We start from the raw sequence: 23,667 nt of genomic DNA, 5'->3' as shown, positions 1-23,667 counted from the left end.
ACTGAAGTGGATGGCTGGCAACGTGCATTTGTTATCCATGCTCGACCTTACAGTGAAACGAGTTTGTTACTCGATTTTTTCACTGAAAATGAAGGGCGAGTACGCATATTGTCAAAAGGTGCGCGAGGCCGTCGTTCACCCTTAAAAGGGGCACTTCAACCTTTTACTCCTTTGCTCATTCGTTGGAGTGGGCGAGGAGAAGTTAAAACACTTCGTGATGCTGAACCTATCTCTTTAGCATTACCACTGACAGGCTCTGTTCTATACAGTGGCTTGTATCTCAATGAGTTATTATCTCGTGTTTTAGAAAATGGTACGTCTTATAGTGTACTTTTTTTTGAATACCTTTCCTGTTTGCAAATTCTTGCTGCTAGCGATACTACACCTGAAGCTGCATTGAGACGCTTTGAACTCGCGTTATTAACACAACTTGGCTATGGCTTAGATTTTCTGCATTGTGCGGGAAGTGGAGAGCCAGTTTCAGATTCGATGACTTATCGTTATCGAGAAGAAAAAGGCTTTATTGCGAGTTTAGTGGTTGATCATAATAGTTTTACTGGATTTGAATTAAAATCCTTAGCCAGTCGCGAATTTCCTACTGTTGAAACATTAAAAGCGGCGAAAAGGTTTACTCGAATGGCATTGAAGCCCTATTTAGGCGGAAAACCATTAAAAAGTAGAGAACTTTTTAGACAATTTGCCATTAAAAAAGCCCCAAAGAAAAGAGCATTGATGGCAGAACAGTAATATTGTCTTTTTCTTCTCTATGGAATGTGTAAACTAAGGTAATGCAACGTTATTTTTCAGGAGAAGAGCATGTCTGATATTCTACTTGGCGTTAATATTGACCATATCGCCACCCTTCGTAATGCCCGTGGCACAACTTATCCCGATCCTGTTCAAGCGGCTTTTATTGCAGAACAAGCTGGTGCTGATGGTATTACTATCCATTTACGTGAAGATAGACGTCATATCACTGACCGCGATTTAATGCTGATAAGCCAAACGGTTCAGACAAGATTAAATCTGGAAATGGCAGTCACTGAAGAGATGATCGAGATTGCTTGTCAAACTCAGCCTGATTTTTGCTGTTTAGTACCTGAAAAACGCCAAGAAGTGACAACAGAAGGTGGTTTAGACGTTGTTGGCAATGAGGCTAAAGTTGCTGATGCAATTAAACGCTTATCTTTAGCGGGTATCAAAGTTTCTCTATTTATTGATCCTGACCATGAGCAAATTAACGCAGCTGACCGTGTTGGTGCGCCTTTTATTGAGATCCACACTGGCGCTTATGCTGACGCTGAAGATGAAATGGCTCAAGAAAAAGAATTTGTCCGTATTCGTGATGCAGTCACTTATGCTGCATCTAAAGGTTTAAAAGTGAATGCAGGGCATGGTCTGCACTATCACAACGTGCAACGTATTGCTGCATTACCTGAGCTGTATGAACTGAATATTGGTCACGCTATTATTGGTAGAGCAGTATTTAGTGGATTAGCGCCAGCGGTTGAAGAAATGAAACGCTTAATGCGAGAAGCGCGTCGCTAATGGCTATTGTTGGTTTAGGTATGGATATCGTCGAGATATCACGTATCGAAGAAATTATAGGGCGTTCTGGTGAACGCCTTGCTCGTCGTATTCTTACTGATACTGAATGGGAAATTTATCAATCCCATAAACAGCCAATACGTTTTTTAGCTAAGCGGTTTGCAGTAAAAGAGGCAGCGGCAAAAGCCTTAGGAACAGGTATTCGTTTAGGATTGGCTTTCAACCATTTTGAAGTGCGTAATGATGAGTTAGGCAAACCCACATTGCATTTTTTAGCGGTTGCAAAAGAGATGGCAGAGAAAGCGGGGATAAACTCTATTCACGTAACACTTGCTGATGAACAGCGTTATGCTTGTGCGACAGTTATTTTAGAGAAATAGCTCTCTTAGATTTATCACCCACAAAATCCATCGATTAAGGTTTAGATCTTATCTGCGTGGTGGATCAACACAAATTTTTCCCATAATTCATCTTGAGATTCAGTATGAGCAGGATCAGTGATGATCGTGTTAGTAATCGGACAAACCGATTGGCAAGTTGGTTTATCGTAATGTCCTACACATTCAGTGCAAAGATCAGGATTAATTTCATAAATTTCATCCCCCATTGAAATCGCATCATTTGGACACTCTGGTTCACACATATCGCAGTTGATGCATTTCTTCGTAATTAGTAAAGCCATATCAGTCACTTAATATATAAATTATTAAATTTCAGTAACTTATATCTTGCACTTATATGTTACCATCTATCAGTTTTACGTCGCTATATCCGATAAAGTAGTGTTTTATCATTCAAATAGGAATATTACCCCAATCTTTTATTTAATAGGCACTAAGTAAGGGGGGAGTAAGGTTACCATTTATAGTGAATTTCCTAAAGTAGCATCGCTAAAATGCTTTATTAAAATACATAAACAAAAGATTAAATACTTGCTAATGAAGAGAAATGAAAGCCTGTTGCACTAATAACATTACATAATGTTTTTTTAATATTGGGTTTTCTGTTGGCGATAATGTTCGATAAGTGTTTATCGAGATATTCTTGCTTTTTTGGCAATAAACAAATAATAAAAAATAGTATTTTTTGTGTTATCCAGCACATCTAACACTCTGTTATTGATGTTAAATAATGCAATAAATAAGGGGTATGCTATGCCAACATTGTTCAATATGTGGATATTTGCGCTTTTGTCCTTGGGTTTGGTACTAACTCCAGGCCCTAATATGATTTATCTGATTTCACGCTCAATCTCTCAAGGGAAAAAAGCCGGATTTATTTCATTAATTGGTGTGGCTGTTGGCTATATTTTTTATATGTTATTAGCTGCATTTGGTATTACGGCTATTTTTATGGCGGTACCTTATGCTTACGATACATTAAAAATTTGTGGTGCTATTTACCTTTTTTATATCGCTTGGCAATCTATTAAACCCGGTGGGCGTTCTATCTTTCATCCCAAAAAATTACTTTCAGGTAATACAACAAAGCTCTTTGTAATGGGCTTTATCACTAATCTGCTCAATCCTAAAATCGCATTAATGTACTTATCACTGCTACCCCAATTTATTAGCCTTCAAAATGGCAGTGTTTTAAATCAATCATTAGTGTTAGGTAGTATTCAAATTATTATTAGTATTGCAGTAAATGCATTGATTGTTATTGCCGCGGGTTCTATTGCTGGGTTCTTTATGCAAAGGCCTCGTTGGGCATTGGTTCAACGTTGGTTTATGGCGACAATTTTAGGCGCTTTAGCTGTCAAGTTAGCCACAGAAGCACGCGTAAACTAAAGTTTCATCTTGCTATCTTTGTCATAAACAATTCAAGACAATCTCTTTAGTTATCAATAGAAAACAGGGTACAATATCCCGCTATATGATAATGAAGAGATATCCTTGTGAATAAAGTTAAAGATGATATTTATTGGATGCATAAAGCGATTGAGCAAGCGCAAAAAGCACAAGAAATCGGTGAAATACCGGTGGGCGCAGTATTAGTCGTTGATAATAAAATCATTGCTAAAGGATGGAATCATTCAATTATCGATAACGATCCCACTGCACACGCTGAGATTATGGCGTTACGCAAAGGGGGAAAGCATTTACAAAATTATCGTCTACTCGATGCGACTCTTTATATTACCCTTGAACCTTGTGTGATGTGTGCCGGAGCGATTGTGCATAGCCGAGTAAGACGCGTGGTTTATGGTGCCTCAGATTTAAAAACAGGTGCGGCTGGTTCATTTATTGATATCTTGCAGCATCCCGGAATGAACCATAAAGTTGAGATAACTTCAGGTGTATTAGGTGAAGAATGTTCGCAGCTTTTAAGTCAGTTTTTTAAAATGAGAAGAGCTGAAAAGAAACAGCTTAAAAAGCAAAAAGCCAGTCCAGCCATAATCAATACTGAACCAGCAATAAAAGAATAATATTTACTGATAATTAAGGGTATACGTTGCTTGGGCTTGGAAAGGGCCTGTTAGTAAAGTTTGATTTTTTAGTGCAGAGGGCGATGCCTCAACATACGTCATAAAATTAAATTGAATACGTTTATTATTAAGAAGTCGAGTTGAGCTCGGCTTTTTTAATTGAATAACATTGCGTTGAACATCTGTAAATACAATCCCGATACTTTTAGGATCTTCAGATCCTGTGCCGACAACAGCAATGTGATTGGGCATTGTAGGATGTTCTTTCCCATCTAGCGTAATCGTGACGCTGTTATAAATGTCCTGACTGCAATTTTCTAAACTAATACTAAAAGCAACGGGTTCACTTTTTTGAAAGGTATAGAGATCTTTGGCAGATATCTGCTTAAAATCGATTACCTTATTTTCATCACCAGCAAGAATGGTACAACCATGTGCAACCACAACACCTTTAAATTCCATATCACCGCCAATAAGCTCTGTCACAGCAAAGGCAGAAGGTGAAAGTAATAATAAAAGAGAAATAGCCGATTTTATTATTGAGTTTTTCATTACATAAACTCCGCAACTAATGTGGCATGTGCTGAAAACTCACCTTCTGTAATTTTGCTCCCTGCCTTTGCAATAGGGGCAGCAGTAACTTCCCAATTACCTTTAAAATTATTCAGCTTCCCAACAGAGAAATATTGATTAGGTGGCACAATCGTTCCTGATTTGTCTCTTAAAACAATACCTAGATTTGTTCTATCTACAGGCCCTGTTGTACCAAGATAATTAGGGTTAAAGCTAGCAACACCTGAGCTTCCTGTTTGAATTTTAAACATAATTCGACTGTTAGGATTAGTAAAACTACCACCTTCACATTTTATTGGAATATTGCGAGTGATCTTGTAGTTTTGACCATTCAAATAGTCAGAAGTATTACCAACATTGCCAAAATCAAAGGTAATTGGAGAGCCATTATTAAATGTGCATTTATCTTCAGTGGTTAGTATTCCTGAGCTAATCACTAATTTTGAAATTGGTTCCGGGCCATATTCTTGATATAAGCCATTACCCACACGGGCATACATTTGAGCTACAGCTTGCCCCGTTAATGAAACACCATTAATAATCGGTTTTTTCAGACGAAACACTAATACACCGCTACTTCCTGACGACATGTTGGGTTTTGGTGATTCAGGGATACGGCAACCTTGCTGCCCATTTCGATTGTTAGGTTTTTCAATAAAAGGAACAGTAGGTAGTGATTCAGGGCCCCAAATAGAAAACTTGATCTGAACATCAACGTATTCATTAAGTTCATAGTAATTATTGCCTAAATAGCGTAGGTCAGAATTCGCCATATAATAAGTGCGAGAATTCGGAACTAAGGGATCTTTAGGGCAATAAACTGTCGCTAAATATCTATCAGGTAAAGAGAAATTTACTGTGGCAGTTTCACCAGGTCTGTTATTAGGAAATGTTGCGTTATTTAACTCAACTCTAAAGATATTAGGGCCGCCAACGGTACGAACTTCACCATGAATGTATGCAGAAGCAACAATTGGAGTACATAACATTGCGCCAGTAAAAAGTAATTTTAGCGTATTGAAATAAAAATTTGCTGTCGTTAATTTCATTTTATTCCTACCGGCGTCAAGTTAATTAATATTTTGGTTGTTGTTCTTTCGGGGCAGCTGTACAGCTATTTTGTTGGCAAACAAATTTTAATTCTGGATGTCCACCGTAGTCATTTACATACATCATGTAAAATTGATTGATGCCATTGGTTTTAACTGGAATTTCCAGTGATGATTTAGGTGCAACCATTAAACCAGGGAATGTGGTTAACTTATCGCTATCTTCACCATTCAATTTATTGGAAAGACCAATAATGGTGATGTAGTAAGGTGTAGGATTTTCGGCAATAAATTGATTACCTTGCTTTTTAAATACCAACTGGTCTTGCCAAATCATGCCCGGCTTTTCAGGAATAATGGCAGTTGGGCGGTAGAATAATTTAATGCGAGACTGCATTGCCATTTGTAACACGTTAGCTTGTTTTGGTGCGGGTGGGATTTCACGCACATTTAAATAGAACAGTGATTCTCTGTCTTGTGGTAAAAGTCCAACTTCTGCTGTTTTGGTTATTCTAACAACCCCTTTTTGGTCACCATCAAGACGCTGTAAAGGTGGTAATGCTACTAAAGGAGAGGCAATTTTTTGGCCGTGTTCATTTTCAACCCATGATTGAGCTAAAAAAGGAATGTCAGGGCTAGTATTTTTTAGGTTTACGCTAGCTGAATTCTCGTTGCCTGTTAATACAATACGAGTTCTATCTAATGACACGCCCGCTTGAGTTGTACTCACTATGCTAAGTGTAATTAATGAGCCAAAAAAAAGCGTTTTGAGTGTGTTGAATGAGTTCATACAATTATCTCTATTAATTCATTTTATTCATTAAAATCCCTGACATAATAACAATTCATGTTTTAGTGGATCGTTAATTGTCGCTGGAATTGTAATCGTACACTGGGTTTTACCACCCCAGATCACGTTTAATGATTCATTAAGGTTAACACCGGCGATATAAACTAGACCATCTTCCATCACCATTCCCATATTTTCACCATTTTTATTGGTGACTTCGGCACCAAATGGCGGGTATTTTTGATCGACAGTTTGTAAGATAGCCATTAGGCGCTCACCTTGGCGAACAGGGAATTTATAGTAGCCAATCGCACCTTCAGTTAATGTTGCAGAAGTAATGGCTTTGTGTGTTTCAATATCTGAATCCATTTTATCAACATCAATACGAGCATCAACATTGTTATAACTAGTTAAGTCAGTTAATACCCCAATACCAAATAAATTTGTAGTCGTACTTTGGTTATTAAATGGTACGCCTGCAACTCCGTCTGTATCAACCATCATGCGGGCTGTACTTGATGTCATGCTACTACTATGTAATGCAGCACCATGGCGCGTTGCAGTAAATCCGCCTTTAACTGTTGCGCCTACTGCAACATAATTATCTTGTTGATAACTAGCGTTAGCGTTAATTTCTGCATACCGCGAGCGGTGTTGATAATAACCATCAGTATTGGCTTTATTGTCTGAGCTTAAACCTGCACGGACACGCCATAGATTATTATAATTGCTATTGTCAGAATAAGAGGCCATTTGGTTCACTTTACCGTTACTGTCTTGCAAGCTATAACCAATGCTTTTGCCACTTCCTAATGGAACTGAAACATTGAAAGAAATACTATCATCAGTATTTCCCTTATGCTGAGTACGGAATGCAGATAAATTAGTATTAATCTGTTCTATACCCATAATAGAAAAATTACGGCTTACCGTAACACCATATTGCTCTTGTGTATTTTTATCCCAATAGTTTTGGTGTCGATAAGAGAGGTAAAGTGTTGTCGATTTTTCAATATCATCAGCCCAAAAAGTTTTGTTACCTGTAATGGTATACATCTCTTTTTCATAACCATTGTTATTAATATCGTTATAACGCTCATCTATATATTGAGAGAAAGATCGGAATGTCTTCTCTGAAAATCGGTAACCCGCAAAAGTAATCGTACTATGGTATTCATCGAATGTTTTAGCGTAGTTCAGTTTGAATGACATCCCGTTGATATTCTCATCTTCATAAGTTTTGCTATAAGACTGAGTAATATCACCTGAAAGAGTACCTAAACGCCCCATATCGTGACCTAAGCCTAATGACCACGCATTGTAATCTTTAGCCGTCAACAAAACCCCGCCATACAGCGACCATGTGTTGTTCATACCCCATGAAAAATCACCTTGATAAAAAACAGGGCCTTGCACTTTATGGTTGTTGAGCGATGACTGACCCATTGATGTGTTATAACGCACAGAGCCAGGGCGAGTCATATAAGGTAAATTGGCGGTCTGTACTTGGAATTCGTTTACCTTACCGTTTTGTTCTTCAACTCTGACATTTAATTGACCTTGTACTGTGTCTTGCAAATGTTTAATAACAAAAGGGCCAGCAGGTACTGTGGTTTCATAAATTAAGCGACCATTTTGCGTTACAGTCACTTTAGCATTGGTGTTTGCGATGCCGTGGATTTCAGGTGCATAACCTTGCAAAGAGGGTGGCAACATTCTTTCATCACTTTGTATATTGGCACCTGTAAAACGAAAACTATCAAAGACTTGAGAGTTTAAATAAGTTTCACCCAGCGTTAGTTTTGCAGCTTGGTTAGGTAATGGTTTATAGGCGTAAATCTGATTCCAATCAAAGCTATTATTTGATGAATATTCAGATGAATAGTTTCCTTGATATTCAGCACGTAGTCGCCATTCACCAACGTTAATTCCAGCCTGTCCATAACCTGTCAATGAGTTGTTATTATTGCCTTTATTCGGATGAGTTGATGTACCTGTTAAGGTATAGTCAACTAATAACCCAGATACACCTGGATCCCATAATTCAGGGGGTGTCCAATCGGTATCTTCATATTTCATTAATGAACGAGGCATAACAATATCGAGGATACCACCATCATTTTTGATAGAGATACCCGGTAATTGACTAATATCGAAACAATCTGGCGAGATTTCTTCGATAAATTTTTGATTTTCTTCGTTAACTGTTAACTTTTTTAGAAGAGTAGGGTCAATACAAGCGATGGAGTAATTGGGTTTTACTTCAACATAATTAATGTTTTGGCGAGGGAAGTCACGACCATTTATACGGATATCTAAGTAGTACATACCCGGAATAATGTAATTAGAAGTTGCAAAACGAGATAAATCGACATTATCTCTGTCTTCGGCATCTAACATGTGAATGTTAAATTCCACAGAATCATCTTGCTCAGCTTGAGCGAAAAACGCTAAGCACAATAGCAAAATGGCACAAATGTTTTTCCATATTGTGCTGTGAAAAAAAGAAATTAACATGAATAAACGCCTAATTATTAATTAAATAAAAACTAATTAAATAATGAATATTTATTTAATTAGTTTTTATTTTATTCTTATTAAATTGAAGTGTTTTATCAAATTTAACGCAGAGGAAGTCCTCTGCGTTAATGCAGTAATTAATCTATTATTTAATTAATTTAAATAAATAAAACGATTACTGATAATCAACTTGGAAGTTGATAACGGCTTGGAATTCACCTGGAGTTACAGTAGCGTCTGCTGATTCAGCTTGAACGTAAGCAACGAATGGGATCTTAGAAACACCATTAACTAATTGTACTGGTGTTGTTGCTGTGTTCCATTTTACTGACTTGCTGCCTGCATCCATTAAGCCAATACCTGCACCAGAAGCTGAGCCAGATACGAAAGATGCTAAGTCTTTATTTGTTGCATTAACAACACTTGGTGTATAGCTAACAGTTGCTGTTTTTGCTACGGTAGTATCACAGTCTTGTAATTCGATATCTTTTTTAACGTTACCTGCTTTCTGCATATTTGCTAATGCAGAAGTTGGGATTTCACTGAAATCAACAATAACAGGACTTGAAGAAGCTGCTAATCCACAAGCTGAATTAACAATTTCACCTTTTAATTGAATTTCGCCTTTAGTTGCGCCAACTTTTGGTGCAGGAGTTTCAGCAGTTGCAACAGAATTAATACCAAATACTAAAGCAGCCGCTAAAGCAATTTTACTCAGTTTCATTATAGATAATCCCTTGAAGATCGTGCGTATTATTTATAGAAAAATAATATTAATGTCGGAATATAAAAATTGATTTGCATTATATTTCGAGTTGTTTCGAATAATGACTGGTTTATATGATATCAATAAAGGCTCTCTATTTGATATAACATTTTGTTGATTTCCTCAATTTTCATATTTAATCTTGCCTATTCCATATTAATAGAGTTTTATATAGGTTTATTCTTTTTATTACTCAATTTATGGGTGAAAAAGTTTATCAGGCAGATAAATTTAATAGACAATACAATTAACATTGTTTTAACTTTATAAAAAGTAATGTTATTAACATTAGGTTAGGAAAATTAATAAAATCAATTATAGATTATCATAATATATGTAATTCAATATGTTAGATGTTAACAAAGCCATGTTTAGGTTAATTTTTATTGCAAAAAAAGTTTCCTCAAAAATAATAATCATAAAATGAATAATAACTAATGAGATAATTCCTACGTATTTAAGTTAATTTTTTCTTATATTTCACTTATTCTGATAGTCTTAAAATGACTATTTAGGTCATTTAAAACACGATTTACTCATTAGCTGAGTTTTTTAGCTAATGAGTGTTACATTTTTTAACACATGAGTTTTTCCTATTTTGGGTAAAAACAGGATGAAAAAATGTAGCAATTTTTAATATTAAGAAAATATTAATTTGGGGATTGCTTTAATGGTTGGAGTGATTTTTGAATAGTAAAAAGGAAATAAATAAGCCTCTGTAAAAGAGGCTATGTTGTTTAATAGGCTGTTTTTAATTACAAAAATTATTGATAAGCCATATCTTGAGTTAATGACAATGATGATCTTTCTTGTTCTTCATCGTTATCACTCTCTTTATCTTTAGATAATATTTTGTTTTTGCTCTCTTTGGCTTGAAGGTAGCCGACAAGGCTGAGCTGATATCGTCGAATGTTTTCAACGTAGCGATAAGCCTCATGGCCTCTGGCATAGCCGTAAGGGAGGTCAGCATAATATTTCTTTTGGCTAAGTAGAGGTAATCTTGATTTTACATCTAACCAACTGTCAGGATCGGCATTTTGTTGCTCAGTAAGCCTTCTGGCATCAAGCATATGACCAAATCCCATATTATATGCTGCTAATGCAAACCAAATTCTTTCATCTTCAGGGATAGAATCGGGTAAGCGCGAAAGAAGATGTTTAAGATATTGGGCTCCTCCTCGAACACTCTCTTCAGGATCAAGCCTGTCAGCAACGCCCATACTTGATGCAGTAGGGCGAGTCAACATCATCAATCCTCTAACACCTGTTGGTGATGTAGCATGAGGATCCCAATGTGATTCTTGCCATGCCATCGCCGCCAATAAGCGCCAATCGAAAGTATCTGCATACTTTTCAAAAAGAGGCTGATAATTTGGTAAAATAGAATCTATCGCTGTAATAAAAGAGATAGTATCGAAGTAATCAAACGAACCTACATGGCCAAAATACTTTTCTTCAAGTCTTGCTAATACATCTTCTTGAGATAATTGATTAAAGTAATCGAGCATCGCCGCATATAAGCTATTATCTTCACCATCTGGCAGATACCATGTTAATGGGCGGCTTTCAGTGACTTCAAATCCTACGGCAACATTAGGATGAATGCGCTGTTGTACAGCAACACTGATTGAGTCTGCTAATACATAGGTTATTTTGCCTTCCGATAATGCTTCTAGCAGTTGTGATGTTGTCTGATTATCTGATTCTTCCCATTCAAGCTCGGGATATTGCGTCTCTTTTAATGTCCGCAATAAACTTGCATGAGCAGAGCCAGCCGTGACAACAAGGCGCCCATCTAACGCATCAAAGCTACGTGGTCTTAATGTCCCTTTACGGTAAATAAGCTGTTGAGAAACTGAAAAGTAAGCAGGGCCACTGCGTGTCGTTTCTAATCTTTCTTTATTGTAAAGTAATCCGGCGGCGATAAAATCAGCTTTATTATTCTCCAGATCATCAAACATTTGGTTGATATTTGTCCGCATATTAACGACAAGTTTCACGCCTAGGTAATCTGCAAAGCGTTTCACTAATTCATAATCGAAACCTACGGGGTCCTTTTTATCGTTCATCGTTATCAATGGTGAAGGGATCGTACTAATTCTTAACTCACCACGAGATAAAATCTTATTTATCTGCGCTTTTTGCCTATCCGGCCATGTAATATTCAACGCGATAATAGCCGCTGAAAAGAGCGCTATGATAACGATAACGAAATAGTTTATCCTTATATTATTCAATAGGTTGGTTCTCGTTAACGTTGTTTGTTGTTGTGTGTAAAACCGTCATTTTAACATGGATAAATTTCCAGTAATCGAGCATTTTGCTTAACATATTGGCAAGACGCAACTTGATTACACCAATTAATCATTAAAACACTCTAAGTCAAATGCCGTTATTTTGTTCACGCAAACGGTTTCGTCTGAGCGGTTATTCTATTATACTAGGCGCGTTTCCCCTGAATGATTGATCAGGTTAGCTGCTAAAAGAGAGAACTCAATACTATGGAAATCCTGCGTGGCTCCCCCGCTTTATCCGCGTTTCGTATTAATAAATTACTCACTCTATGTCAGGAAAATGATCTTCCTGTACAAGGTATATACGCAGAATTTGTCCATTTCGCGAAAGTGGAAGGGCAGTTATCTGAAGATGATCAAATTAAATTACGTCAACTACTGCATTATGGGCCTTCATTAACAGAACATGAGCCTGTTGGGGAAATGCGAGTTGTTACGCCTCGCCCAGGAACAATCTCGCCTTGGTCTTCTAAAGCGACAGATATTGCACATAACTGTGGTTTAGCCAAAGTGGTTAGAATTGAACGTGGTATCGCCTACTTTATTGAGTGCGGTACGATGACAGACACTCAATGGCAACAACTTTATGGTTTTATTCATGATCGAATGATGGAAACCATCTTCTTAAATTATCAAGATGTAAATGCACTTTTTGCTGAGCAAACACCAGCACCACTAAAAACTATTGATGTGCTTGCAAAAGGCAAAGATGCATTAGTAAAAGCGAATATTGAAATGGGGTTAGCACTTGCAGACGATGAAGTTGATTACTTAGTCGATGCGTTTAACCGCTTACACCGTAATCCAACAGATGTTGAGCTTTACATGTTTGCACAAGCTAACTCTGAACACTGTCGCCACAAAATATTTAATGCTGATTGGATTATTGATGGTAAGGCTCAAGATAAATCATTATTTAAAATGATTAAAAATACATTTGAGAAAACGCCTGATTATGTCATGTCAGCTTATAAAGATAATGCAGCAGTAATGGAAGGCTCTGTGGCGGGACGTTTTTATCCTGATACAGAAAAAGGGCATTATCACTATCATCAAGAACCTGTACATATCTTGATGAAAGTAGAAACACACAACCATCCAACGGCTATTTCACCTTGGCCAGGTGCGGCGACAGGTTCTGGTGGTGAAATTCGAGATGAAGGTGCAACTGGACGTGGTGCAAAACCTAAAGCAGGTCTAGTTGGGTTTTCAGTTTCTAACCTGCGTATTCCCGGATTTGAGCAGCCTTGGGAAGAAGATTTTGGTAAGCCTGAGCGCATTGTTAATGCATTAGACATCATGACTGAAGGCCCATTAGGTGGTGCGGCATTTAATAATGAGTTCGGTCGTCCTGCATTACTAGGCTATTTCAGAACCTATGAAGAACAAGTTAATAGCCACAATGGTGTTGAAATTCGCGGTTACCATAAACCAATTATGCTAGCAGGTGGTATTGGTAATATTCGTGAAGATCACGTACAAAAAGGTGAAATCACAGTTGGTGCTAAGTTGATTGTACTTGGCGGACCTTCAATGAACATCGGTCTTGGTGGTGGTGCTGCTTCTTCTATGACATCAGGTCAATCAGATGCGGATTTAGATTTTGCCTCTGTTCAGCGTGATAACCCAGAAATGGAGCGTCGTTGCCAAGAAGTTATCGACCGTTGTTGGCAATTAGGTGACGATAACCCGATCTTATTTATTCATGACGTTGGTGCTGGTGGTCTTTCTAATGCAATGCCAGAATTAGTCAATGATGGTGGTCGTGGTGGTCGTTTTGAATTACGTGATGTTCTTAATGATGAACCGGGTATGAGCCCACTTGAAATCTGGTGTAATGAATCTCAAGAACGTTATGTGTTAGCGGTATCGCCAGAAAAAATGCCTCTATTTGATGCATTATGTCAGCGTGAAAGAGCGCCTTATGCCGTTATTGGTGAAGCAACGCAAGAGCGTGAATTAATCTTAAACGATACACACTTTGGTAATAAACCGATTGATATGCCATTAGACATATTATTAGGTAAAGCACCTAAAATGTTGCGTGATGTAAAATCACTGAAAACAGAAGGTGAATATCTCTCTCGTAAAGATATCGATTTAAAAGATGCAGTTTATCGTGTTCTTCATTTACCTGCCGTTGCTGAAAAAACCTTCTTAATTACTATTGGTGACCGCACTGTAACGGGTATGGTCGCGCGTGATCAGATGGTTGGGCCTTGGCAAATTCCTGTTGCTAACTGTGCTGTTACCACAGCAACATTAGATAGCTATTATGGCGAAGCGATGTCTATTGGTGAACGAGCACCGATCGCACTGTTAGATTTTGCAGCATCTGCACGTATGGCTGTTGGTGAAGCACTAACGAATATGGCAGGTTGTGATGTAGAAGCGCTTAATCGCATTAAGCTTTCCGCTAACTGGATGTCAGCAGCTGGTCATCCTGGTGAAGATGCGGGTTTATATGACGCAGTAAAAGCCATTGGTGAAGAATTATGCCCAGAGTTAGGCATTACTATTCCAGTGGGCAAAGATTCGATGTCAATGAAGACGCGCTGGCAAGATAAAGATGGGAAAACCAAAGAGGTTACATCTCCGCTATCTTTAGTTATTACGGCATTCTCTCGTGTTGAAGATGTGCGTAAAACAGTGACACCTGAATTATCAACACAAGCAGGAAACCGCTTGTATTTGATTGATTTGGGCAATGGTCATAACGCATTAGGTGCAACGGCACTAGCACAAGTTTATCGTCAATTAGGCCAAAAAGCAGCAGATCTTCGTGATGTTGAGCAGTTGAAACAGTTCTTCAATGTGATGCAACAATTAGTTAATGATGGCAAATTGTTGGCCTATCACGATCGCTCTGATGGTGGATTATTTGTCACACTCGCTGAAATGGCATTTACAGGTCATTGCGGCTTACACGTTGATATCAGTGCTTATGACGAAGATATTTTAGCGGGACTCTTTAACGAAGAGCTAGGTGGTGTGATCCAAATTAGTGCTGAACATCAAGAGGCTGTAGAAGCATTATTTGCTGAATATAGTTTATCGGATTGTTTACATTATTTAGGTCAAGCAACAGAAAATGACGCCATTATTATCCAAAGCCGTGAAACCGAAGTTTACAATGAAAAGCGTAGCACATTACGTCTTTGGTGGGCTGAAACAACATGGCAAATGCAACGCTTACGTGATAATCCAGAGTGTGCAGATGAAGAGCATCAGGCAAAACAAGATCTCAACGATCCGGGTTTAAATGTGAATTTAACCTTTGATCCAAATGAAGATATTGCAGCTCCTTATATTGCAACAGGGAGTCGTCCTCGTATTGCAGTATTAAGAGAGCAAGGTGTTAACTCTCATGTTGAAATGGCGGCTGCTTTTGACAGAGCCGGTTTTGATGCTATTGACGTTCATATGAGCGATTTGCATTCCGCTCGACGTTCATTGAGTGATTTTGATGTGTTGGTGGCTTGTGGAGGATTCTCTTACGGTGACGTATTAGGTGCCGGCGAAGGTTGGGCGAAGTCTATTTTATTTAATTCTCGTTTACGTGATGAGTTTGCTCAATTCTTTGAGCGCCAAGATACCTTATCTCTTGGTGTCTGTAATGGTTGCCAAATGATGTCAACATTATCAGAGCTTATTCCGGGTGCAGATTTATGGCCTCGTTTTGTTCGCAACCGCTCTGAGCGTTTTGAAGCGCGCTTTAGTTTAGTGAAAGTGACAGAGAGCCCATCATTGTTGTTACAAGGTATGGCGGGTTCGCAAATGCCTATTGCTGTTTCTCATGGTGAAGGTTTTGCTGAATTCCGTAATACTGAGCAATTAGCACAATTAGAAGCTCAAAATTTAGTGGGATTACGTTTTGTGGATCACTACGGTAATCCAACAGAACAATATCCATTAAATCCTAATGGTTCTGTAAAAGGGATCACCGCTGTCACTACGAGAGATGGTCGTTCAACTATTATGATGCCTCACCCAGAACGTGTGTTTAGAACTGTTAGTAATTCTTGGCATCCAGATAACTGGGGTGAAGACAGCCCTTGGATGCGTTTATTCCGCAATGCAAGAAAACAATTTGATTAATCAAATGTAAAACTATTTTAGTGATAAATACATAAAGCCTCTACATTGCTAGAGGCTTTATTTTATTGATAATAAAAGAATTATTTTTTGTTGTGTAAAAAAGACGACACCCATTGTTTTTTGTGTCTCTTTTTGGCGACACTTAACTAGTTGAAATATAAGTAATTATTGAATTTAGAGTAACTCTGTCTGGATATGGAGACAGCTTGGTTGTTTTATAACTAGATAAAAAAGAGTTATAAATAAAATATTAGAGGTGAATTTTTATTTTTTGTTATTTTTCAATTTATTATGTTTGTTTTTTAAAAGTTGGCACGCCTTGTGCATTATATAAATCAGTTGCTCATTCAACTTTTTATGTCGGTCCACAATATGGGTGGGAACATACCACATAAGCCAGGAATGACGCCAGAGTAAGGTGCCTACCGTCCAACATCATGATACTCGTCTTCGGACCTTATCAAACACAGGACGACACGTGGAGTGAGGCACCACCTTCATTCTCTTTTAGAGAAAAAAGAGATGAAATATTGACGAGCGGAATATCTCAATAAGATATTCCGCTCTCCCACTTCTAGAGCCTGTCAAATTTCCTCGTTTGTGTTTGTTCTCTATGCCTGATTTTCCCAATGTCGGACTTTTTTCTTGTTATCAAGTCATGTAGCATCGCATTACTCTAATAGGTGTTGAGATGATTTCATTGAAAAAGTGGCGTATTTTCCCTCGTTCTTTAAGACAGCTCGTGATAATGGCATTTTGGATGGTGCTATTACCTTTACTTGTACTTGCTTATCAGGCCTATCAAAGTCTTGATCAACTAAGTAATCAGGCGGCTATTACTAATAAAAATGCACTTGCAGATACTGAACGTAGTGAAGTGATGCGAAATCTAGCGATTGAAATGGAAGGAAACTATCGTCGATATTGTGTTTTACGAGATAAAACCGATGATGATATGTATCAGCAACGCTACCAGCAATACACCAAACTCTTCTCGACATTACAACAAACCATTATTCCTCTTTCTGCCTCTAAAGAAGCGAATGTGCTTAATACTTCTCTTGAAAAACTAAAATCCATTCAATGCGAGAGTAGCGAACCGACAAAAGAGATGCAACAAGCTCTAGAGCAGTTCTCTTATGCCAATAACCGTATTGTTGTATTAACTAAAGAGATTATTTTTAGCCGTGGCGAACAACTCCAGATGGCAATTGCTGAGAAAGGGCGCTATTTCGGTTGGCAAAGTCTTATCGTTTTTGTTTTCAGCCTGATCCTCATTGCATTATTTACTCGAATGATTATTGGCCCTGTTAAAGGGATAGAAAAGATGATCAATCGATTAGGGGAAGGTCGAACACTTAGTAATAATTTAGATACTTTCCAAGGACCCCGAGAACTACGTTCATTAGCACAACGTATTATTTGGTTAAGTGAGCGTTTAGCATGGCTTGAATCGCAACGTCATGAATTTTTGCGTCATATTTCTCATGAGTTGAAAACACCGTTAGCCAGTATGCGAGAAGGTACGGAATTATTAGCGGATGAAGTTGCGGGTCCTTTAACTCTAGATCAAAAAGAAGTTGTTTCAATTCTTGATAATAGCAGTAAGCAGTTACAGTTATTAATTGAACAACTACTTGATTACAATCGTAAACTTTCTGAAGTTCCTCAACAAATCGAAGAAATTAACTTGACTCAATTAGTGAATGATGTGGTATTAGCCCACAGTTTACCTGCGAGAGCTAAAGATATTAAAACGATAATTTCACTTAATCTAACCACTTGTCGAGCAGAAGCAACATTATTATCACGAGTTATCGACAATCTCTACTCGAATGCGGTGCACTATGGTGCTGAATCAGGTAATATCTGGATCTCTAGTTATCAAGTTGAACAGAAAATAGTTATTGATATAGCCAATAAAGGAACACCTATTCCTGAATCTGAACAAAAAATGATTTTTGAACCCTTCTTCCAAGGATCTTTGCTACGCAAAGGGGCAGTAAAAGGAAGTGGTTTAGGTTTAAGTATCGCTCATGACTGTATCAAGAGAATGGAAGGTGAATTAAGTGTTGTTCCTTCTGACTATGCCGATGTCTGTTTTCGTATTGAATTACCGCTACTTTCTGAGATTAAATAATGCATATCAGGTCACAAAAACAAGCATCTCCTCATCATGAGTATAAAAAAATAAATAAGAAGATGCTTGGTATTGAATTGTTATCTATGGCCCCTGCATCAACTAGAAAAATCGCATTAAATTGGAAGCAGTGTTTTTTGTTTATTATGTTTCCACTGGTTCTTTCAGGATGTACACCAAAGGCGCTGACTGAGGCACAAGAGCCAGAGCCAGAAATCCCCGTTGTTAAACAAAAAACGATTGATTATCGTTGGGCTGAATGTAAAACATTAAGCTCATTTTATGATGAAGGCATCAATAACGCACTTTATTGGTTACGAGCCATTGAATGTACAAACCGCATAATGACGACGGAAGCACAACGCCAAGCAAACAGTGTGGTTGTTACTGGGTGGGATGATGCATTTTATAAAAGTATTTTATTAGAGCGTGCTGGAATGACGATTGCTGATCGTCGAACACAATTAGTGTTATTAGAAAGCTATAAATTACAATTTCCGAGTTCTATGCGAGTACTATTATCGACATGGATTGAGAACCAAACACTGATCCTCTCTTTAGCGGAAGAAAAGAATCGTTATCGTCGTTTAACCACAGAAACAGATAATAAAATTGATGCGTTAAGAAAAGAGAATAATGCGTTACAGCATGAACTAAGTGTCACACTGAAAAAGCTTGAAAGCCTTACCCAAATTGAACGGCAGTTATCGAATAGAAAACAGAGTGGCTCTGTTGATTCGCTATCGCAAAATGAAGATTTAGCGGAAAGCGCAACAGCAGCATCTGCGGAAACAGAAAAAGTGAATGCAGAGAAACCTGTTACCGAGAAACCTGTTACCGAAAAAACTATTATTGAAAAACCAATTGTTGAAAAATCGGCTGAAAAACCCGTTTCGACGCAATCGATAACAGAGAATCCAAAGGGTGAGGAAAAACAACCTTCTGTAACAGCGGTTAAACCAGAGCCTTCAAAACCAGAATCTACGAAACCCGAGGCAATAAAACCAGAGCCAGTCAAAACTAACACTGACATACAAAGCTCAAAACCGACTGAAGCAGGATCTAAATAAGGAGAATGTGCATGGCTGGCCATAAATCAGCAAATCTTTTACTTGTCGATGACGATCCTGGGTTATTAAAGTTACTTGGTATGCGATTAACAAGTGAAGGTTTTCATATCTTCACCGCTGAAAGTGGACAAGAAGCACTAAAACTTCTCTTAAAAGAAAAAATAGACCTTGTTATCAGTGATCTCCGAATGGATGAAATGGACGGTATGGCGCTATTTGCTGAGATACAACGCCAACAGCCTGGCATGCCAGTGATCATTCTTACAGCTCATGGCTCTATTCCTGATGCCGTGGCTGCAACGCAGCAAGGTGTATTTAGCTTCTTAACTAAACCCGTTGATAGAGATGCACTTTATAAAGCGATTGATGAAGCGCTGGAACTTGTAACTATTGTTTCAGATGAAGAGTGGTCAAAAGATATCGTGACGCGTAGCCCGCAAATGCTACGTTTATTAGAGCAAGCAAAGTTAGTAGCTCAATCAGATGTCAGCGTGCTTATTAATGGTCAAAGTGGTACGGGTAAAGAAGTCCTTGCTCAAGCCATTCATCGCGCAAGCCCTAGGGCGAAAAAACCTTTTATTGCCATTAACTGTGGTGCCTTACCTGAGCAACTTTTAGAATCTGAACTATTTGGTCATGCGAAAGGTGCTTTTACAGGAGCTGTGAGTAGTCGTGAAGGATTATTTCAGGCAGCTGAAGGTGGCACACTATTTTTAGATGAAATTGGCGACATGCCAATGGCATTGCAAGTTAAATTATTGCGTGTTTTACAAGAGCGAAAAGTTCGTCCATTAGGTAGTAATCGCGATATTGATATTGATGTACGTATCCTTTCTGCAACGCATCGTGATTTACCTAAAGCGATGGAGCGTAATGAATTTCGTGAAGATCTGTTCTATCGTTTAAATGTGGTTAATTTACGTATTCCAACATTAAGTGAGAGAGCTGAAGATATTCCTATTCTTGCTAATCACTTATTGAGAGAGTCTGCTAAACGCCATAAACCTTTTGTGCGAAGCTTTTCAACTGATGCGATGAAATGCTTAATGACAGCAAGCTGGCCGGGTAATGTGCGTCAATTGGTTAACGTTATTGAGCAATGTGTTGCGTTAACAACAGCCCCTGTGATTAGTGAAGCGCTTGTAACACAGGCCTTACAAGGTGAAAATACGGCGCTACCCACATTTGCAGAAGCAAGAGGACATTTTGAAATGACCTATTTGAGAAAGCTTTTGCAAATGACAAAAGGCAATGTGACTCAAGCCGCACGTATGGCTGGGCGCAATCGAACTGAGTTTTATAAATTGTTATCTCGTCATGAGCTAGATGCGAATGATTTTAAAGAATAACCTTTTCAGATAACGAATATATTTTTAAACTAACTTTCTTTTTATGCGGAAGATAGCGGAGAGACTAATTTTTATGAGTCGTAAACTAAAACTCGCCATGGCTCAACTTAATTGGGTTGTTGGTGATATTGAAGGTAACTGCGAACGCATGTTATCTACCGTTAAAGCACAAGAAGAGGCCGATCTGGTCATATTTTCTGAGTTAGCTTTATGCGGTTACTCTCCTGAAGATCTGCTATTTCGTCCTGATTTCCAACAGCGTTGTGAAACACAACTTACGCGTTTAGAACAAGCAAGCAAAAAAATAGCGATTGTTGTTGGACATCCTTGGTGGCAAAACGGCAAAATTTATAACGCACTTTCATTTTTCTATAAAGGTGAATTACAAGCGCGTTATTTCAAACAGCAATTACCTAATTATGGTGTGTTTGATGAGAAGCGTTATTTCCAACAAGGAAATGAGCGTTGTGTGGTACCGTTTAAAGGTTATCACCTAGGTTTGTTAATTTGTGAAGATATCTGGATCAATGAACCTATTGATGCATTAAAACAAGCGGGTGCCGATCTCGTTCTATCTATTAATGCTTCACCTTATAATCGTGAAAAACCGCATGTTCGTACACAGCTAATTAAGGAACATTGCCAAAGAACACACCTTCCAGTGATTTATCTTAACCAAATTGGTGGTCAGGATGAGTTGGTATTTGATGGTTGTTCAAAAGTATTTGATGAACGGGGTACTATTACACATCGTTTAGCTGCATTTGATGAACAGACTGCTATTGTTGAATTCGACGAATTAAACATTATTCCAATGGCAGATCCTGCTCCGGAACTTTCACCTTTAGCGCAAGTTTATCAAGCATTAGTGCTTGCAACGCGTGATTACGTCACTAAGAACGGTTTTAAAGGGGCAATTCTAGGGTTATCTGGTGGTATTGACTCTGGATTAACCGTTGCTATCGCAGCTGATGCCTTAGGCAAAGAGAGTGTTCAGGCTGTTATGATGCCATTTCGTTATACATCAGAAATGAGTATTCATGACGCTAAAGAACAAGCCGATTTATTAGGTGTTGAGTTTGATACGGTTTCTATTGAACCCATGTTTGATGCTTTTATGGCGCAGCTTGCACCTATATTTAAAGGTACTGCCGCAGATACTACAGAAGAAAATCTACAAGCACGTTGTCGCGCTGTTATTTTAATGGCAATGTCAAATAAACGTCGCCGTTTAGTGTTAACTACAAGCAATAAAAGTGAATCAGCTGTGGGTTATTCCACATTGTATGGTGATATGGCTGGTGGTTTTGATGTACTAAAAGATGTGCCTAAAACATTGGTTTTTGAGCTTTCTAAATATCGTAATACGCTTTCGCCTGCTATTCCTCAGCGTGTTATTGATAGACCGCCATCAGCAGAACTTGCACCGGGACAAACAGACCAAGATAATTTGCCTCCTTATGATATTTTGGATGCGATCCTTGAGGGTTATGTTGAGCAAGATAAATCAGTATCTGATTTAGTTGCGGCTGGATTTGATGAAGCGACAGTCCGTAAAGTGATAAAATTAGTCGATATTAATGAATACAAGCGACGTCAAGCCCCTGTTGGGCCACGTATTACAAGTCGTAATTTTGGTAAAGATCGCAGATACCCAATTACAAGCGGTTTTGGTCGCCACAACTGGTAATAGCAGGATAATACGATGAAAAAAATTGAAGCGATAATTAAGCCGTTTAAATTAGATGATGTAAGAGAAGCACTCGGCGAAGTGGGTATCACGGGAATGACTGTAACAGAAGTGAAAGGCTTTGGTCGCCAAAAAGGGCATACTGAGCTTTACCGCGGTGCTGAATACATGGTCGACTTTTTACCTAAAGTGAAGATTGAAATTGTTGTCTCTGATGAAATTGTTGAAACTTGTGTAGATACAATTATGACAACGGCACAAACAGGTAAAATTGGTGATGGTAAGATTTTTGTCTTCGATGTGAGTCGTGTTATTCGTATTCGCACTGGCGAACAAGATGAAGAGGCTATTTAGTTAAGCTATATATTAATTAAACTTAAGCTAAATATTTATATTATTCATTTTTATTAAAGCCCGATATTTTTAATCAAAATATCGGGCTTTTTCTTTTTCTTGCGCATAATTTATTTTTTAATGTTTTGCCTATAATGCTATTTATATCTTATACAAGTCTATTGAAGATGCTGAACAATTTATTTTACTATTTTTTATGAACTTTAAGGCACAAAATGTTATTCAATAACTTTTAAGGAAAGTTATTATCATCATATTAAAAAATTATTAAGGTACGGGCAAAATAGTGTTTAATTATTTATTAAAGCGTTTCGCTTTATTTTTATGTGCAGCAGTGTTAATCGTCATCACTACGGGATTTATTTTTCTTGATATTTTGGTTCTTGATAATGGTATTTCTGAAACGTCAGTAACTGAATTAGGCCAAGAAATCATCGTCGCCATTATTTGCTTATTCTTTTTTATTAAAGCATGTCAAAACAGTGAACAACGGGGAGCGTTCACACTTATTATGGGCTTTTTCTTGTGTATTTTAATTCGTGAGTTAGATGGTGTTTTTGATCAGATTGCACACGGCTCTTGGGTTTGGTTTGCTCTAACGGTAACATTTATTTGTATTGCTATCGCAATTAGAGAAGGCAAGAGAACGTTGAAAGGCTTAATCCACTTTATTACTCATCCTAGCCATGGGATATTAGTTGCTGGCCTGTTATGTATTTTACTGTTCTCTCGTCTATTTGGCATGGGAATACTTTGGTATAAATTATTGGGTGAAGATTATAACCGGGCCGTTAAAAATATGGTGGAAGAGGGCAGTGAATTATTTGGTTATACGCTCTGTTTAATTAGTGTTATTTGGTACGGTTTTTCTGCTAAAGATCATGTTATTCCTGCTGCGATTGAAAATAAATATCGACCATAAAAAGGCAGTGAAATAACCAAGAAAAGCGCTGATAAATATAACCAGCGCTTTTTTTATTCAATTTAAAATTGAACGT

19 protein-coding genes are annotated in these 23,667 nt (G+C 37.9%); 12 read left to right on the top strand and 7 right to left on the bottom strand.

Annotated features, from left to right (window positions below; genetic code table 11):
• Positions 1-6 precede the first annotated feature (6 nt).
• The 3 genes from recO (at position 7) to acpS (ending at position 1,928) form a co-directional block, all read left to right on the top strand.
• Positions 7-747, top strand: a complete 741-nt coding sequence (gene recO / locus C0T34_RS04145) for a DNA repair protein RecO (protein ID WP_075673669.1) — start codon at positions 7-9, stop codon at positions 745-747.
• Positions 748-816: 69 nt separating this feature from the next.
• Positions 817-1,548, top strand: a complete 732-nt coding sequence (gene pdxJ / locus C0T34_RS04140) for a pyridoxine 5'-phosphate synthase (protein WP_075673670.1) — start codon at positions 817-819, stop codon at positions 1,546-1,548.
• Complete coding sequence (acpS, locus tag C0T34_RS04135; RefSeq protein ID WP_098942282.1) at positions 1,548-1,928, top strand: holo-ACP synthase; 381 nt, start codon at positions 1,548-1,550, stop codon at positions 1,926-1,928. Before pdxJ ends, acpS begins: the two co-directional genes overlap by 1 nt.
• A 41-nt stretch (positions 1,929-1,969) precedes the next feature.
• On the opposite strand, the gene C0T34_RS04130 is transcribed toward acpS, so the two are convergent.
• A complete protein-coding gene (locus C0T34_RS04130; protein ID WP_075673672.1) occupies positions 1,970-2,230 on the bottom strand; it encodes a YfhL family 4Fe-4S dicluster ferredoxin in 261 nt (86 codons plus the stop codon).
• Positions 2,231-2,702: 472 nt separating this feature from the next.
• Between C0T34_RS04130 and C0T34_RS04125 the strand changes: the two genes are divergently transcribed.
• Together C0T34_RS04125 and tadA are read left to right on the top strand one after the other, a co-directional pair.
• Positions 2,703-3,338 carry a LysE family translocator gene (locus C0T34_RS04125; RefSeq protein ID WP_109849732.1) on the top strand — a complete coding sequence of 212 codons (636 nt, stop codon included), beginning with the start codon at positions 2,703-2,705 and terminating at the stop codon, positions 3,336-3,338.
• A gap of 107 nt (positions 3,339-3,445) precedes the next feature.
• Positions 3,446-3,976: a tRNA adenosine(34) deaminase TadA gene (tadA, locus tag C0T34_RS04120; protein ID WP_098942284.1), complete on the top strand. Its 531-nt coding sequence runs from the start codon at positions 3,446-3,448 to the stop codon at positions 3,974-3,976.
• A gap of 3 nt (positions 3,977-3,979) precedes the next feature.
• Here tadA and C0T34_RS04115 read toward each other — a convergent pair whose 3' ends face one another.
• From C0T34_RS04115 to mltF, 6 genes are all read right to left on the bottom strand, one after another.
• A complete protein-coding gene (locus C0T34_RS04115; protein WP_109849731.1) occupies positions 3,980-4,528 on the bottom strand; it encodes a fimbrial protein in 549 nt (182 codons plus the stop codon).
• Complete coding sequence (locus C0T34_RS04110; protein WP_098942286.1) at positions 4,528-5,598, bottom strand: fimbrial protein; 1,071 nt, start codon at positions 5,596-5,598, stop codon at positions 4,528-4,530. The genes C0T34_RS04115 and C0T34_RS04110 overlap by 1 nt, the downstream gene beginning before the upstream one ends.
• A 25-nt stretch (positions 5,599-5,623) precedes the next feature.
• Positions 5,624-6,388 carry a molecular chaperone gene (locus C0T34_RS04105; protein WP_098942287.1) on the bottom strand — a complete coding sequence of 255 codons (765 nt, stop codon included), beginning with the start codon at positions 6,386-6,388 and terminating at the stop codon, positions 5,624-5,626.
• 30 nt (positions 6,389-6,418) lie between these two features.
• Positions 6,419-8,905 carry a fimbria/pilus outer membrane usher protein gene (locus tag C0T34_RS04100; protein ID WP_109849730.1) on the bottom strand — a complete coding sequence of 829 codons (2,487 nt, stop codon included), beginning with the start codon at positions 8,903-8,905 and terminating at the stop codon, positions 6,419-6,421.
• Positions 8,906-9,083: 178 nt separating this feature from the next.
• A complete protein-coding gene (locus tag C0T34_RS04095) occupies positions 9,084-9,632 on the bottom strand; it encodes a fimbrial protein (protein ID WP_075670446.1) in 549 nt (182 codons plus the stop codon).
• An 806-nt stretch (positions 9,633-10,438) separates the two neighbouring features.
• Positions 10,439-11,911, bottom strand: coding sequence for a membrane-bound lytic murein transglycosylase MltF (gene mltF / locus C0T34_RS04090; protein ID WP_098942289.1), 1,473 nt, complete (start codon positions 11,909-11,911; stop codon positions 10,439-10,441).
• A 264-nt stretch (positions 11,912-12,175) separates the two neighbouring features.
• On the opposite strand from mltF, the gene purL reads away from it, so the two are divergent.
• The 7 genes from purL (at position 12,176) to C0T34_RS04055 (ending at position 23,591) form a co-directional block, all read left to right on the top strand.
• Positions 12,176-16,066, top strand: a complete 3,891-nt coding sequence (gene purL, locus C0T34_RS04085) for a phosphoribosylformylglycinamidine synthase (protein ID WP_109849729.1) — start codon at positions 12,176-12,178, stop codon at positions 16,064-16,066.
• A 691-nt stretch (positions 16,067-16,757) separates the two neighbouring features.
• Positions 16,758-18,206 (top strand): HAMP domain-containing sensor histidine kinase, encoded by a 1,449-nt coding sequence (locus tag C0T34_RS04080; RefSeq protein ID WP_075670452.1) that lies wholly within the window; start codon positions 16,758-16,760, stop codon positions 18,204-18,206.
• Positions 18,206-19,276, top strand: a complete 1,071-nt coding sequence (gene qseG, locus C0T34_RS04075) for a two-component system QseEF-associated lipoprotein QseG (protein WP_239450316.1) — start codon at positions 18,206-18,208, stop codon at positions 19,274-19,276. Before C0T34_RS04080 ends, qseG begins: the two co-directional genes overlap by 1 nt.
• Before the next feature lie 11 nt (positions 19,277-19,287).
• Positions 19,288-20,625, top strand: coding sequence for a two-component system response regulator GlrR (glrR, locus tag C0T34_RS04070; RefSeq protein WP_023581612.1), 1,338 nt, complete (start codon positions 19,288-19,290; stop codon positions 20,623-20,625).
• 73 nt (positions 20,626-20,698) lie between these two features.
• On the top strand, positions 20,699-22,315 hold the full coding sequence (locus tag C0T34_RS04065; RefSeq protein ID WP_098942291.1) for an NAD+ synthase: 1,617 nt from the start codon (positions 20,699-20,701) through the stop codon (positions 22,313-22,315).
• Positions 22,316-22,330: 15 nt separating this feature from the next.
• A complete protein-coding gene (glnB, locus tag C0T34_RS04060) occupies positions 22,331-22,669 on the top strand; it encodes a nitrogen regulatory protein P-II (protein WP_023581614.1) in 339 nt (112 codons plus the stop codon).
• Positions 22,670-22,952: 283 nt separating this feature from the next.
• On the top strand, positions 22,953-23,591 hold the full coding sequence (locus tag C0T34_RS04055; protein WP_098942292.1) for a hypothetical protein: 639 nt from the start codon (positions 22,953-22,955) through the stop codon (positions 23,589-23,591).
• Positions 23,592-23,667: the final 76 nt, after the last annotated feature.

This window comes from Proteus sp. CA142267, from assembly GCF_003336825.1.
GTDB classification, from domain to species: domain Bacteria; phylum Pseudomonadota; class Gammaproteobacteria; order Enterobacterales; family Enterobacteriaceae; genus Proteus; species Proteus terrae.
The sequence above is the reverse complement of the archived record's forward strand: the minus strand, read 5'-3'. Positions and strand labels throughout refer to the sequence as shown.